Origin of the sequence: Streptomyces sp. PA03-6a (assembly GCF_033792765.1) — a bacterium.
Lineage (GTDB): Bacteria > Actinomycetota > Actinomycetes > Streptomycetales > Streptomycetaceae > Actinacidiphila.
Genome location: NZ_JARAVK010000248.1, coordinates 1 through 13,096 on the forward strand (window position 1 = coordinate 1; position 13,096 = coordinate 13,096).

The window sequence follows — 13,096 nt, forward strand, 5'->3', positions numbered from 1 at the left end:
GTTGTCGAGCCGGTCGGCGAGGGGGCCGGCCGGGGCGGGGGAGCGTCGTTACGCAGGTCGCCCAGCGCGCACGCGCCGGTGATCCGCGACAACGGAGGGGCGCCGACACCATGCCACCCCATCTCGCCGGAGGCAGTGAAGGGCCGGACCGGCTGCGCCCGTTGGTCGAGGTCGTGCTCGGCGCGCTCGCGGCGGGCGCGGCCGCCCGCAAGGGGCCGCTTCCCGCGGGTGGTCCCGGGGCGGTCGCGCGGCGGGTACGGGAGGTGCTGGGGGAGGCCCTGCCGGAGGACGGCACCGGGGCGGCGGAGGCGCTGCGCGCTCTGGTCGGGGTTGTCGCCGAGGGGGCGGCCGACCCGGCGGACCCGTTGTGCGCCGCCCATCTGCACTGCCCGCCGCTGGGGGCGGCCGTGGCGGCCGACCTGGCCGCGAGCGCGCTCAACCCGTCGATGGACTCCTGGGACCAGGCCCCGGCCGCGACCGCCCTGGAGGCGGAGGTCGCCCACGCGCTGGCCCGTCTGGTCCACCCGGATGCGGCCGCGCCGGACGCGCTGGTCACGACCGGCGGCACGGAGTCCAACCAACTGGCCTTGCTGCTGGCGCGGGAGAGCGCCCAGGGCGTTCCGGGCGGCGTGCGGGTCGTCGCCGGGGCCAACGGCCACCACAGCGTCCCGCGGGCCGCCTGGCTGCTCGGGATGCCCGCTCCCGTCGTCGTGGACACCCCCGGCGGGGTGCTCGACCCGGAGCGGGTGCGGGCCGCGCTCGCCGCGGGCGGGGGGCCGGCCCTGCTGGTCGCCACCGCGGGCACCACGGACTCGGGCGACATCGACCCGCTCCCCGAACTCGCCCGCGTCGCGAGGGAGTACGGCGCGCGTCTGCACGTGGACGCCGCCTACGGCGGGTCGCTGCTGTTCAGCGACCGGGAGGCGGTGAGGCTCACCGGGCTGCGGGAGGCCGACACCGTCACCCTGGACCTGCACAAGCTGGGCTGGCAGCCCGTGGCGGCCGGGGTGCTCGCGGTGCGCGAGGCCGCGCTGCTGCGCCCGCTGGACCACCGCGCCGACTACCTGAACGCCGCCGACGACACCGAGGCCGGCTTCCCCGACCTGCTCGGCCGCTCGCTGCGCACCTCCCGCCGCCCCGACGTGCTGAAAATCGCCGTCACGCTGCGCGCCCTCGGCCGCCGCGGGCTGGGCGGGCTCGTCGAGGCGGTCTGCGACCACGCCCGGTACCTGGCGGACCTGGTGGAGCGGCATCCCGCACTGACCCTGCGGGCCCATCCGGCCGTCAGCACCGTGCTGTTCCGCCCCACCGGCGCCGGCGACGAGGAGGTCGCCGCGATCCGCCGCCGGCTCATGCTCGACGGCCGCGCCGTCCTCGGCCGGGCCCGCGCCGACGGACGGCTCTGGCTCAAGGCCACCCTGCTCAACCCGACCACCACGCCCACCGACCTCGAGGCTCTGCTCACGCTCGTATGCGCGACCCACCAGGAAGGCAGCACCCCCCGATGACCGCCACCGACGACCACGACCCCCACCGGGACCAGCCCTACGACCTGCTCGGCATCGGGATCGGCCCGTGCAACCTGTCCCTGGCCGCCCTCGCCGACGGCGTCCCGTACCTCAGCGCCGCCTTCTACGAGCAGGAGCGCTCCTTCCGCTGGCACCCCGGGCTGCTGCTCGACGACGCCACCCTCCAGGTGCCCTTCCTCGCCGACCTGGTGAGCCTGGTCGACCCCACGAGCCGGTGGAGCTTCCTGAACTACCTCAGGACCCACGAGCGGCTCTACCCCTTCTACTTCGCCGAGCGCTTCCACGCGCACCGCACCGAGTACGACGCCTACTGCCGCTGGGTCGCCGAGTCGCTGCCCAGCACCCGCTTCGGGCACCAGGTCGACACCGTCCGCTGGAACCCCGGGCGCGCCGTCTTCGAGGTGGACCACACCCAGCTCGACGCCGACGGCCAGGCCGAGGCCCTCGGCCGCACGTACGCCCGCAACCTGGTGCTCGGCGTCGGCAGCGCGCCGTACGTGCCCGAGCCGCTGCGGCCGCTCGCCGAGTCGCCCGCCGTCCCCGTCGTGCACTCCGCGCACTACCTGGAGCACCGGGACCGGTTGCTGGCCGCCGAACACGTCACCGTCGTCGGCTCCGGGCAGTCGGGCGCCGAGGTCTTCCTGGACCTGCTGCGCGCCCGGCCCGCCGGGCGCGAACGGCTGACGTGGATCGCCCGCAGCCCCTCGTTCGCCCCGATGGAGTACAGCAAGCTCGGCCTGGAGCAGTTCACCCCCGACTACACGCGGTTCTTCCACGGGCTGTCCGAGCCGGTCCGCGACGAGCTCCTGCCCCGGCAGTGGCAGCTGCACCGGGCCATCGACCACGGCACGATCGGCGCCGTCCACGACGAGCTGTACCGCCGCACCCTGGGCGGCGGCTGGCCGGACGCGGTCCTCACCCCCGGCGTGACGGTCCGCACCGCCGGCCGGATGGGCATGGGAGCCGTGGAACTCCACCTGGAGCACGAGCAGCAGGGCACCCGCAGCCGGCTGATCACCAACGCGGTCGTCCTCGCCACCGGCTACCGGGAGCGCTCCCTGGACGCGCTGCTCGCCCCGATCCACCCCTACATCCGCCGTGACGCGGCCGGCCGGCCCCGGATCGACGGGAGCCACCGGCTGGAGCTCGACCCGGTGGTCGCGAGCACCGGCGCGGCCGTCCACGTGCAGAACGCCGAGCGCCACACCCACGGCGTCGGCGCCCCCGACCTGGGGCTGGCCGCGTGGCGCTCGGCGGTCGTCCTCAACGCGGTGACCGGCAAGGAGCCCTACCCGCTGCCCTCCCGTACGGCCTTCACGACCTTCGGGCTCGGCGCGGCCACCAACCCGGTCAGCCCTTGGACCGCGACTTCTCCTTGCGCAAGGCCCGCAGGTATTCGCGGTTCATAGCGGCGATCGACGGCAGCGGGATGCCCTTGGGGCAGGCCGTCGCGCACTCCCCGGTGTTGGTGCAGCCGCCGAAGCCCTGGTCGTCCATGGCGGCGACCATGTCCAGCACCCGGGTCTCGCGCTCGGGCTGCCCCTGGGGCAGCACGTTGAGGTGGTTGACCTTGGCCGAGGTGAACAGCATCGCCGAGCCGTTGGGGCAGGCCGCCACGCACGCGCCGCAGCCGATGCACTCCGCGTGCTCGAAGGCGAAGTCGGCGGCCTCCTTCGGGACGGGCGTGGCGTGCGCCTCGGGGGCGCTGCCGGTCGGCACGGAGATGTAGCCGCCGGCCTGGATCACCCGGTCGAAGGCCGAGCGGTCGACGACCAGGTCCTTGACCACCGGGAAGGCGGCGGCCCGCCACGGCTCGACGTCGACGGTGTCGCCGTCCTTGAAGTGCCGCATGTGCAGCTGGCAGGTGGTGGTCCGCTCCGGGCCGTGCGCCTGCCCGTTGATCACCATGCCGCAGGCGCCGCAGATGCCCTCCCGGCAGTCGTGGTCGAAGGCGACGGGCTCGTCGCCCGCGAGGATCAGCTCCTCGTTGAGGACGTCGAGCATCTCCAGGAACGACATGTCGGGACTGATGTCCTCGACACGGTAGGTGACCATGGCGCCCTCCTCCTCGGAGGACGGCTGGCGCCAGATGCGCAGGGTGAGGTTCACGCGTAGCTCCGCTGGGTGGGGTGTACGTACTCGAAGTCGAGGGCCTCCTTGTGGAGCACCGGGTCCTCGCCGGCGCCGGTGAACTCCCAGGCCGCGGCGTACGAGAAGTCCTCGTCGTCGCGCAGGGCCTCGCCGTCCGGGGTCTGGCTCTCCTCGCGGAAGTGGCCGCCGCAGGACTCGGTGCGGTGCAGGGCGTCCAGGCACATCAGCTCGGCCAGCTCCAGGAAGTCCGCGACCCGGTTGGCCTTCTCCAGCGACTGGTTGAGGTCGTCGCCGCTGCCGGGCACCTTCACCCGGCGCCAGAACTCCTCGCGCAGCGCCGGGATCCGCTCCAGCGCCTTGCGCAGCCCCGACTCGTTGCGGGCCATGCCGCACTCGTCCCACAGGAGCTCGCCGAGCTCGCGGTGGAAGGAGTCCGGGGTGCGGTCGCCGTCCACGGACAGCAGCAGGTTCAGCCGGTCCTCGACGTCGGCGACGGCCTCGGCGACCGCGGGGTGGTCCGGCGTGACGGTCTCGTGGGGGCCGCGCGCCAGGTAGTCGTTGATCGTGGCCGGGAGCACGAAGTAGCCGTCGGCCAGGCCCTGCATCAGGGCGCTGGCGCCGAGCCGGTTGGCGCCGTGGTCGGAGAAGTTGGCCTCGCCGATGGCGAACAGGCCCGGGACCGTGGTCTGCAGGTCGTAGTCGACCCACAGGCCGCCCATCGTGTAGTGCACGGCGGGGTAGATCCGCATGGGCCGGGTGTACGGGTCCTCCGCGGTGATCCGCTCGTACATCTCGAAGAGGTTGCCGTACTTCTCCTCCACCTTGGCGCGGCCCATGCGGGCGATCGCGTCGGCGAAGTCCAGGTAGACGCCCTGGCCGCCCGGGCCGACGCCGCGGCCCTCGTCGCAGACGTTCTTGGCGGCGCGGGAGGCGATGTCGCGGGGCACCAGGTTGCCGAAGGCGGGGTAGATCCGCTCCAGGTAGTAGTCGCGCTCGTCCTCGGGGATCTCGTGCGGCGGACGGTCGTCGCCCTTGGCCTTCGGCACCCAGATGCGGCCGTCGTTGCGCAGCGACTCGCTCATCAGGGTGAGCTTGGACTGGTGGTCGCCGGAGCGCGGGATGCAGGTGGGGTGGATCTGCGTGAAGCAGGGGTTGGCGAAGTACGCGCCGCGCCGGTGCGCCCGCCAGATGGCGGTGGCGTTGGAGCCCTTGGCGTTGGTCGACAGGTAGAAGACGTTGCCGTAGCCGCCGGTCGCCAGCACCACGGCGTCGCCCATGTGCGTCGAGACCTCGCCCGTCACCAGGTCGCGGGCGACGATGCCGCGGGCCTTGCCGTCCACCACGATCAGGTCGAGCATCTCGGTGCGCGGGTGCAGTTCCACGTTGCCCGCGTCGATCTGCCGGGACAGTGCCTGGTAGGCGCCGAGCAGCAGCTGCTGGCCGGTCTGGCCGCGGGCGTAGAAGGTGCGGGAGACCTGGACTCCGCCGAAGGAGCGGGTGTCCAGCAGGCCGCCGTACTCGCGGGCGAAGGGCACGCCCTGGGCCACGCACTGGTCGATGATCTGCACCGACACCTCGGCGAGGCGGTGCACGTTGGACTCGCGGGCGCGGAAGTCGCCGCCCTTGACGGTGTCGTAGAACAGGCGGTGCACGCTGTCACCGTCGTTGCGGTAGTTCTTCGCCGCGTTGATGCCGCCCTGGGCGGCGATCGAGTGCGCCCGGCGCGGTGAGTCCTGGTAGCAGAACTGCACGACGTGGTAGCCCTGTTCGGCCAGCGTCGCCCCCGCGGAGCCGCCCGCCAGACCCGTGCCGACCACGATCACGGTGTGCTTGCGGCGGTTGGCGGGGTTGACCAGCTTCGCCTCGAACCTGCGGCGGTCCCAGCGCTCCGCGATCGGCACGTCCGGCGCTTTGGTGTCGGCGATCGGCTCGCCCAGTCGGTACTCCACGGTCAGTCCACCAATCCGGTCATCACGGAGACGGGTACGACGAGGAAGCCGGCGGTCAGCGCCGCCGCCAGCACGTTCGCCGTGATCTTCAGCGCGCGGTCGCGGCGCTTGTTCACCGCCCCCAGGGTCTGCGCGGCGCTCCAGAAGCCGTGCCTGATGTGCAGGCCGAGGGCGAGCATCGCGACGATGTAGACGACGTCCACCCACCAGATCCGGAAATCGGCCACGATGTTCTCGTAGGGGTGGTGCTCCTTGCCCAGCGGGTTCACGGTGAGCGTGGTCAGGTCCAGGATGTGCCAGACGATGTAGAGGCCCAGGATCACCCCGCCCCAGCGCATCGTCCGGGTCGCGTAGCTCGTCCGCTGCCGCTTGTGCTCGTACTTCGCCGGGCGTGCCTTGATGTCGCGCTTGCTGAGCTGGTAGGCGGCGACGCCGTGCAGCACCACCGCGACCACCAGGCCGGTGCGCTGGATGTACAGGTACCAGCTGTTGTGCAGGGCGGGCTCACCGATGGTGCGCAGCCACGCCGCGTACCCGTTGAACTCCTCGGGACCGAAGAAGATCTTCAGGTTGCCCAGCATGTGCGCGACCAGGAAGAGCAGCATGATCACGCCGGTCCCGGCCATGACCGCCTTCTTGCCCACGGTCGAGCCCCACAGTGCCCGTAGGAGCGACGGGCGGCGGCCCGTACCCGTCGCCCTCGTCCTCGTCGTCGCCAAAGCCATGCGCCCGACGCTAGGTCTGCCTGCCACGAAAGGTCCAAGACATGTTGCGGCTCGTTTCGATAGGTGACACCTATCGCGTTATCGTGCCGATATGCAGCTGCAGCAGCTCGTGTACTTCCTGGCGGTCGCCGACACCCTGCACTTCACCCGCGCCGCCGAACGCGTCCACGTCGCGCAGCCCTCGCTGTCGCAGCAGATCAAGGCCCTGGAGCGGGAGCTGGGCGCGGACCTGTTCAGCCGCGCCCGCGGCAACATCGCGCTGACCGACGCAGGGCAGGCCCTGCTGCCGCTGGCGCGTCGCATCATCGCCGACACCGAGACCGCCACCCAGGAGGTCCAGGAGCTGGTGCACCTGCGCCGCGGCCGGGTGCGCCTCGGCGCGACCCCCAGCCTCGCCACCGGCCTGCTGCCGGACGTGCTGCGCGACTTCCACGACCGCTACCCCGGCATCCGGCTGGTCGTCGAGGAGGGCGGCTCACGCGACCTGGTGCGCGAGCTCGCCTCCGGCAGCCTCGACCTCGCCCTGATCGTGCTGCCGCTGCAGAGCCACGACCCCGCCCTGGACGCCACGCCGCTGCTCCACGAGGACCTGGTGGTGGTGACCGCCACCGACGCGCCGCCGCCCTCCGCGGGGCCCACCCTGCGGGTCGCCGACCTCAGGGACCGGCCGCTGGTCATGTTCCGCAGCGGCTACGACCTGCGGGACCTCACCGTCGCCGCGTGCCGGGCGGCGGGTTTCGAACCGCGCTTCGCGATCGAGGGCGGCGAGATGGACGCCGTGCTGGGCTTCGTGGAGGCGGGACTCGGCCCCGCGGTCGTGCCCAGCATGGTCGCCGGACGCCGGCCCAGGCTGCGTACGACGCCCTTCGAGGCCCCCGGGCTGCAGCGCACGGTCGCCCTGGCGCACCGCAAGGACGCCGAGCCCCCGCGCGCCGCCCGGGAACTGCGCCGCGTGCTCCTGGAACACGTACCGGCCTGAGGCCGGGGGTGCCGGCGTCCTCGGCGCACGGCCACGGCGGAACGCCCGGAGGGCATGTGCACAGCCCGCACATGCCCTCCGGTGTACCGGGACCGCTCGGAAGAACGAGCGGAGGAACGATCGAGGAACTAGAAGACCGGGACGCCGCCGCGGGTCAGCTTCCAGTCCTGCGAGCCGAACCGCGCCGGGTCGATGGAGCCGTTCGCCTGCACCCAGGCGATGATGGTGTTCCGGATCTCCTCGGAGTTCGCCCACACCTGCTGCGCCGCGGCGACCGCGGGGAAGTTGCCGCCGCCGTTGGCGCGGTAGTTGTTGACGGCCAGCACGAAGCGGGCCGACTCGTCGATCGGCGCACCCTGGAAGAGCACGTTCGACACCCGCGAACCGGCCGGGCGGGAGATGTCGACGTCGTAGGTGACGCCGCTGACCACGTCGTAGTTGTAGTCGGGCGTGCCGTTCGCGTTCGTCAGCTTCGCGACGTCGACGGGCGCGTCGGGCGCCGTCTGCACGAAGTAGTTCGCGGAGAACTCGATGTACGCCTTGACCTGGGCACCGGTCAGGATCCGGGCCTCCAGGGTGTTCTCGAAGACGTACAGCCCGGCGACGTCGCGGATGGTGACCTGGCCCGCCGGGATGGAGGCCGTGCGCGAGAAGCACGCGGCCTGCGACAGCACCGGCAGGGAAGCGTGCTCGGTCCCGGCGAGCGCCGCCTTGACCGTCTCGGCCTGGACGAAGTTGATGAAGTCGATGATCGGCGTGTCCTTGTAGGGGGACTCCTGCGCCGACATCGCCGCGGCCGACGTGCCGATCACCTGGTTGACGTAACCCACGACCTCCTTGTGCTCGTCCGAGAGCAGCCGGACGATCCGCGGGTCCTCCTCGACCGTGTTGGAGTTGAGGACGGACGCGCCGACGGTGACGACCTCCCACTTCCCCCGGACCAGCTCCAGGTCGAAGTCGAAGACGGTCAGGCGCTGGCCCCACTTCAGCGGCTCGGAGAGCACCACGCCCTGACCGGTCTGCTGGTTGGCCACCACGTACTCGGGGATCTCGGAGTGGGCGTGGCCGACCAGGATCGCGTCGATGCCCGGCACCTGCTCGGCGACCAGCGCCGCCGCGTTCTCGACGTACGGCAGCTGGTCACCGTAGGAGGAGGTGCCGGAGGAGCCGCTGTGGGCCGAGACGACGACCACGTCGGCGCCCATCGCACGCAGCCGCGGCACGTACTTCGCGGCCTGCTCCTCCAGGCCCGGGAAGGTCATCTTGCCCTGCACGTTGGCCTTGTCCCAGATCGCGATGCCGGGGTTGGTCAGGCCCAGGACCGCCACCTTCACGTCCGGGGCGCCGTCCACGCGCAGCCGGTGGAAGGAGTACGGCGCGAAGGCCGGCCGGCCCGTGCGCGCGTCGAGCGCGTTGGCGCCGAGCAGCGGGAAGTCGCACTGTTCCTCGAACTTGCGCAGCACCGGGATGCCGTAGTTGAACTCGTGGTTCCCCAGCGCCGCGGCGTCGTAGCCGATGGCGTTCATGGCCTGCGCCATCGGGTGCACCGGACCGTGCTTGGCGGTGATCGGGTCGATCCTGGCGTAGTAGTACGACAGCTGGGTGCCCTGGATGGTGTCGCCCGCGTCGATCAGCAGGGTGTTGCGGCGGCCCTTGGCCGCGCGCTGCTGCGTGACCAGGGTGGAGATCTTGGCGAGGCCGACGTCGTTGTGCGCCTTGTCGTCGTACTCCGTGTCCGTGAAGTAGTCCCAGTTGAAGACGTTGCCGTGCAGGTCGGTGGTGCCGAGGACGCTGAAGGAGTACTTCTTCGGCCCGTGACCGTGACCGTTCCCGTGCCCGTGGCGGTCCGTGGCCTGGGCCGGAGCCGCGCCGGCCAGGGCGCCCGCCGTGCCGGCCAGCGCGAGGCCCGCGCCGGTGACGGCGGAGCGGTTGAGGAAGTCCCTGCGGTTCAGCGGCATGCGTCGGCTCCTGGTGTCCGGGGGCGCCTCCGGCGGTCGCCGGGGGCGGGATGATGGTCTGCTGGTGGTGTTAACGCGCGTAGATTCTGGCGCACGGGTGCTCCGGGCAACACCCCCGCCAGGTTGCGAACAGATGACTCGTCACGGCGGTACCGGCCTGGCAAGGTGGGACGCATGAGCACAGAACCGGCCAGGACGTACCCGACGCCCGAGACCCCGCACGTGGGGGTGCGGGGCGAGGCGACCCTCGAGGTCGAGCCCGAGCTCGCCCGGATCGCCGTCACCGTCAGCGCCCGCGGCACCGACCGCCGTGCCACGCTGGACGACCTCAGCCGGCGCAACGCGCAGGTGCTCGACCTCGTCAAGGGCTACACCGACGCCGTTGAGAAGCTGGAGACCGGGGCCTTCGTGATCACCCCCGAGCTGCGGGAGCGGGGCCGCGGCGAGCGCGTACGGGCGTACCACGGCAGCGTGCGCGTGGGGGCCACCCTCACCGACTTCACCGCTCTGGGGGAGCTCACCACCCGGCTGGCCGATCTGGAGCTCACCCGTGTCGACGGCCCCTGGTGGTCGCTGCGGCCCGACTCCCCGGCCTACAGCGAGGCCCGCCGGCAGGCCGTGCGCGACGCGGTGCAGCGTGCCCGCGAGTACGCGGAGGCGCTCGGCGCCCGGCTGGTCGCCCTGGTCGAGCTGGCCGACGAGGGGGTGCAGCAGTCGGCGCCCTTCCGGGCCCGTCCTGCGATGCGGACCGCCGCCTTCGCGGCACCAGGCGGCGCCGAGGACACGGCCCAGGCCCTTGACATGGAGCCGGAGCGACAGAACGTGTACGCGCAGGTCACCGCGCACTTCACCATGACGGCGCCCGACCTGTCGGCCTGAGCCCCGCCCCACCGGCGGTGTGCTCATCGGAGCGGGCCCCAGCTCACTTCACCACTTGTCAACAACCGTTAATCAGGCTGACGTTGGACAGTCGCCTTCCACGAGGTACCTACTGTGAAGTAGGTCATAGGCTCGGTCCATGCGCCGAGCAAAAATCGTCTGCACCCTCGGGCCCGCCACCGACGCCTACGACCAGATCAAGGCCCTGGTCGAAGCCGGTATGGACGTCGCCCGCCTGAACATGAGCCATGGTTGCCACGCCGATCACGAGGAGCGTTACCGGCGCGTGCGCAAGGCCGCCGACGAGAGCGGCCGCAGCGTCGGGATCCTCGCGGACCTTCAAGGCCCGAAGATCCGGCTGGGACGCTTCGCGGAGGGCCCCGTACTGCTTGAACGCGGTGACGAGTTCACGATCACCACCGAGGAGATCGAGGGCGACCGGCTGATCTGCGGCACCACGTACAAGGGCCTGGCCGCCGACGTCACGCGTGGTGAGCGGATCCTCGTCGACGACGGCCGCGTCACCCTGGAGGTCACCGGCGTCGAGGGCACCCGGGTCCGCACCCTGTGCATCGAGGGCGGTCTGATCTCCGACAACAAGGGGCTCAACCTGCCCGGTGTCGCCGTCTCCGTGCCCGCCCTGTCCGAGAAGGACGTCGAGGACCTGCGCTGGGCGCTGCGCACCGGTGCCGACATCATCGCGCTGTCCTTCGTCCGCAGCGGCCGCGACGCCGAGGACGTGCTGCGCATCATGCGCGAGGAGGACCGCCGGGTACCCGTCATCGCCAAGATCGAGAAGCCGCAGGCGGTCGACAACCTCGAGGAGATCGTCGCCGCCTTCGACGGGATCATGGTGGCCCGCGGCGACCTCGGCGTGGAGATGCCGCTGGAGGCCGTGCCCATGGTGCAGAAGCGCGCGGTCGCCCTGGCCCGGCGCAACGCCAAGCCGGTGATCGTCGCGACGCAGATGCTGGAGTCGATGATCGCCTCCTCGCGTCCCACCCGAGCCGAGGCCTCGGACGTCGCCAACGCCGTCATGGACGGCGCCGACGCGGTCATGCTCTCCGGCGAGACCAGCGTCGGCAAGCACCCCGTCGAAACGGTCAGGACCATGGGCCGGATCGTCGCCGCCGCCGAGGAGGACATGCTCGCGGCCGGCCTGCCGCCGCTGACCGAGCAGAACAAGCCCCGCACCCAGGGCGGCGCCGTCGCGCGCGCGGCCGCGGAGATGGGCGACTTCCTCGACGCCAAGTACCTGGTGGCCTTCACCCAGTCCGGCGACACCGCCCGGCGGCTCTCCCGCTACCGCTCGCCCATCCCCGTGCTCGCCTTCAGCCCCGAGCCGGCCACCCGCTCGCAGCTCAGCCTCACCTGGGGCGTGGAGACCTTCCTCGGGCCGATGGTGCAGACGACCGACGAGATGGTCGAGCAGGTCGACGAGCAGCTGCTGCGCATCGGCCGCTGCCAGGAGGGCGACGTCGTCGTCATCACGGCGGGCTCGCCGCCCGGCGTTTCGGGGACCACCAACCTCGTGCGCGTGCACCACATCGGCCAGGACGACTCCCCTTCGCCCCGCTGAGGCCGCCGACGGCGCCGACGCCGCCCGCTGCCGGGCGGCGGCCGCGCGCCTCCAGGACGAGCGCGAGCGACAGCAGCGCGGCGCCCAGCAGGAGCGAGCCCCACGGCAGGTAGGAGGTCATCACCAGCACCACCTGCCGCTGGGACGTCACCAGGGCGACGGTGTGCCGCACGTAGTCCTCGCGCATCTTCACGTGCCCGGCGAACGCGGTGATCGGCTGCTGCTTCCCGTCGGTGAAGCGCATCTCCTCCCGGTGGACCTCCTCCCCGTTGACCGGGGCCCCGGTGACGGGGTCCACCCAGAACATGCGCTTCGTGGTGTACCAGCGCTCCATGCCCATCGCCGCGACGGTCTGCGGGGTGACGCCCTCGACCGGCATCTTCTTGGGCAGCGGGACCTCGGTCCAGGGCACGGTCTGCTCGAAGTAGTAGACCTCCAGGCCGCGGAACTGCCGCGTGCCCCGGTAGTGGATGGGCGCCGAGCTCCGCGCCTGCGCGTCGAAGTAGTAGTAGTCCCGCTTCTCGGTGAGGAAGGGGAACTTGAACTCGACGCCCCGGCGTTCGACGGCATCGCCGTCGACGCTCTCGCCCCCGGCGTGGACGGGCTCCTGCGTGTGCGCGTCGAAGACGTACCGCTCGGGGACCTGGGAGACCATCGCGCCGTCCGGGCCCACCACGTAGGCCAGCCCGTCCCACACGACCACGTCCCGGCCGGTGAGCCGGTCGATCCGATGCGCCTCCTCCACGTTGCCCTTCAGGGTCTGCACGATGCTGACCTTCGCGACCTTCTTCGGCCGCATCGTCCCGTAGTCGAGCAGCGTGGCGTCCCGCGCCTCCAGGACGACCGCCTGGTACTGGCCGGCCGGGATCTTCGCCAGCCGGGGGAAGGCGTACCAGCGCACCAGCGGTGACAGCGCGGCGAAGAACACCGCGAGGGAGAGGAGGACCAGGCTTGACCTGCGGCGCATGGGACCGCCCTCCTACGGGTGCGCGGGGACGGTGGTGAGCAGCGGCTCGGGGGACGTGCTGCCGTCCGGCGGACCGACCGCGGTCACGAGGAGGACGATCCCGAGCGCGGCGACGAGTCCGATGGCCGCGGCGATGACTGCGCGCATGGCCGTACCTCCCGGTCGTACGGCTACGTCGGCTGGGCCGGTGAACCGTAGCAACCGGGAGTTGAAATGAGAACAGGTTCTACGGCGTCAGTTGGTCGGGCCGGAGGCGGTGGCGCCCTCCGTCTCCGTCGCCGTCGGCGACGGGCTGTCGCCGGGGGAGGCCGTCGCACAGGGGTCGGGCGAACCGGACGGCGACGGGGAGGCCGTGTCGGTGGGGGTCGCCGTGGGCGACGCGGAGTCCGTCGGGCAGGTCGGCGGGTCCGTCGGGCAGCCCCTCGCCGACGACCTCGCCC

The 13,096-nt window shown here is 72.0% G+C and carries 12 protein-coding genes; 6 read left to right on the forward strand and 6 right to left on the reverse strand.

Annotated elements, in window-relative coordinates; translation table 11 throughout:
• The first annotated feature begins 110 nt into the window (after positions 1-110).
• Together PV350_RS37780 and PV350_RS37785 are read left to right on the forward strand one after the other, a co-directional pair.
• Positions 111-1,508, forward strand: coding sequence for a pyridoxal phosphate-dependent decarboxylase family protein (locus tag PV350_RS37780; protein ID WP_500337991.1), 1,398 nt, complete (start codon positions 111-113; stop codon positions 1,506-1,508).
• Complete coding sequence (locus PV350_RS37785) at positions 1,505-2,938, forward strand: lysine N(6)-hydroxylase/L-ornithine N(5)-oxygenase family protein (RefSeq protein ID WP_500337992.1); 1,434 nt, start codon at positions 1,505-1,507, stop codon at positions 2,936-2,938. The genes PV350_RS37780 and PV350_RS37785 overlap by 4 nt, the downstream gene beginning before the upstream one ends.
• On the opposite strand, the gene PV350_RS37790 is transcribed toward PV350_RS37785, so the two are convergent.
• The 3 genes from PV350_RS37790 to PV350_RS37800 are packed head-to-tail and all read right to left on the reverse strand — an operon-like array spanning position 2,880 to position 6,294.
• Positions 2,880-3,638 carry a succinate dehydrogenase/fumarate reductase iron-sulfur subunit gene (locus PV350_RS37790; RefSeq protein WP_499511286.1) on the reverse strand — a complete coding sequence of 253 codons (759 nt, stop codon included), beginning with the start codon at positions 3,636-3,638 and terminating at the stop codon, positions 2,880-2,882. The genes PV350_RS37785 and PV350_RS37790 overlap by 59 nt on opposite strands.
• Complete coding sequence (locus tag PV350_RS37795; protein ID WP_499511285.1) at positions 3,635-5,569, reverse strand: fumarate reductase/succinate dehydrogenase flavoprotein subunit; 1,935 nt, start codon at positions 5,567-5,569, stop codon at positions 3,635-3,637. Before PV350_RS37795 ends, PV350_RS37790 begins: the two co-directional genes overlap by 4 nt.
• A gap of 2 nt (positions 5,570-5,571) precedes the next feature.
• On the reverse strand, positions 5,572-6,294 hold the full coding sequence (locus PV350_RS37800; protein WP_499511284.1) for a succinate dehydrogenase cytochrome b subunit: 723 nt from the start codon (positions 6,292-6,294) through the stop codon (positions 5,572-5,574).
• A 91-nt stretch (positions 6,295-6,385) separates the two neighbouring features.
• Here PV350_RS37800 and PV350_RS37805 point away from each other — a divergent pair, with 91 nt between their 5' ends.
• Complete coding sequence (locus tag PV350_RS37805; protein WP_499511283.1) at positions 6,386-7,273, forward strand: LysR family transcriptional regulator; 888 nt, start codon at positions 6,386-6,388, stop codon at positions 7,271-7,273.
• Positions 7,274-7,401: 128 nt separating this feature from the next.
• Here PV350_RS37805 and PV350_RS37810 read toward each other — a convergent pair whose 3' ends face one another.
• Positions 7,402-9,231, reverse strand: a complete 1,830-nt coding sequence (locus PV350_RS37810; protein ID WP_499511282.1) for a bifunctional metallophosphatase/5'-nucleotidase — start codon at positions 9,229-9,231, stop codon at positions 7,402-7,404.
• Between the two features lie 174 nt (positions 9,232-9,405).
• Between PV350_RS37810 and PV350_RS37815 the strand changes: the two genes are divergently transcribed.
• Both PV350_RS37815 and pyk read left to right on the forward strand, forming a co-directional pair.
• Complete coding sequence (locus tag PV350_RS37815; protein ID WP_499511281.1) at positions 9,406-10,110, forward strand: SIMPL domain-containing protein; 705 nt, start codon at positions 9,406-9,408, stop codon at positions 10,108-10,110.
• A 139-nt stretch (positions 10,111-10,249) separates the two neighbouring features.
• Positions 10,250-11,689 (forward strand): pyruvate kinase, encoded by a 1,440-nt coding sequence (gene pyk, locus PV350_RS37820; RefSeq protein ID WP_499511280.1) that lies wholly within the window; start codon positions 10,250-10,252, stop codon positions 11,687-11,689.
• Here the strand turns inward: pyk and pgfA are convergent.
• Both pgfA and PV350_RS37830 read right to left on the reverse strand, forming a co-directional pair.
• Complete coding sequence (pgfA, locus tag PV350_RS37825) at positions 11,598-12,656, reverse strand: cell envelope lipid trafficking protein PgfA (RefSeq protein WP_500337993.1); 1,059 nt, start codon at positions 12,654-12,656, stop codon at positions 11,598-11,600. The two genes, pyk and pgfA, sit on opposite strands and share 92 nt — an antisense overlap.
• Positions 12,657-12,668: 12 nt before the next feature.
• The gene (locus tag PV350_RS37830; protein ID WP_500331946.1) at positions 12,669-12,803 is read right to left on the reverse strand and encodes an SPW_0924 family protein; all 135 of its coding nucleotides are present in this window, start codon (positions 12,801-12,803) and stop codon (positions 12,669-12,671) included.
• A gap of 109 nt (positions 12,804-12,912) precedes the next feature.
• Here PV350_RS37830 and PV350_RS37835 point away from each other — a divergent pair.
• The coding region (locus PV350_RS37835; RefSeq protein WP_500337995.1) for a hypothetical protein at positions 12,913-13,096 on the forward strand (184 nt) is incomplete at its 3' end.

Bases quoted from the DNA above. Each gene is read 5' to 3' on its own strand.
- PV350_RS37830 (WP_500331946.1), bottom strand. From the start codon at position 12,803: ATGCGCGCAGTCATCGCCGCGGCCATCGGACTCGTCGCCGCGCTCGGG.
- PV350_RS37780 (WP_500337991.1), top strand. From the start codon at position 111: ATGCCACCCCATCTCGCCGGAGGCAGTGAAGGGCCGGACCGGCTGCGC.
- PV350_RS37810 (WP_499511282.1), bottom strand. From the start codon at position 9,231: ATGCCGCTGAACCGCAGGGACTTCCTCAACCGCTCCGCCGTCACCGGC.
- PV350_RS37815 (WP_499511281.1), top strand. From the start codon at position 9,406: ATGAGCACAGAACCGGCCAGGACGTACCCGACGCCCGAGACCCCGCAC.
- PV350_RS37800 (WP_499511284.1), bottom strand. From the start codon at position 6,294: ATGGCTTTGGCGACGACGAGGACGAGGGCGACGGGTACGGGCCGCCGC.
- PV350_RS37805 (WP_499511283.1), top strand. From the start codon at position 6,386: ATGCAGCTGCAGCAGCTCGTGTACTTCCTGGCGGTCGCCGACACCCTG.
- pgfA (WP_500337993.1), bottom strand. From the start codon at position 12,656: ATGCGCCGCAGGTCAAGCCTGGTCCTCCTCTCCCTCGCGGTGTTCTTC.
- pyk (WP_499511280.1), top strand. From the start codon at position 10,250: ATGCGCCGAGCAAAAATCGTCTGCACCCTCGGGCCCGCCACCGACGCC.
- PV350_RS37785 (WP_500337992.1), top strand. From the start codon at position 1,505: ATGACCGCCACCGACGACCACGACCCCCACCGGGACCAGCCCTACGAC.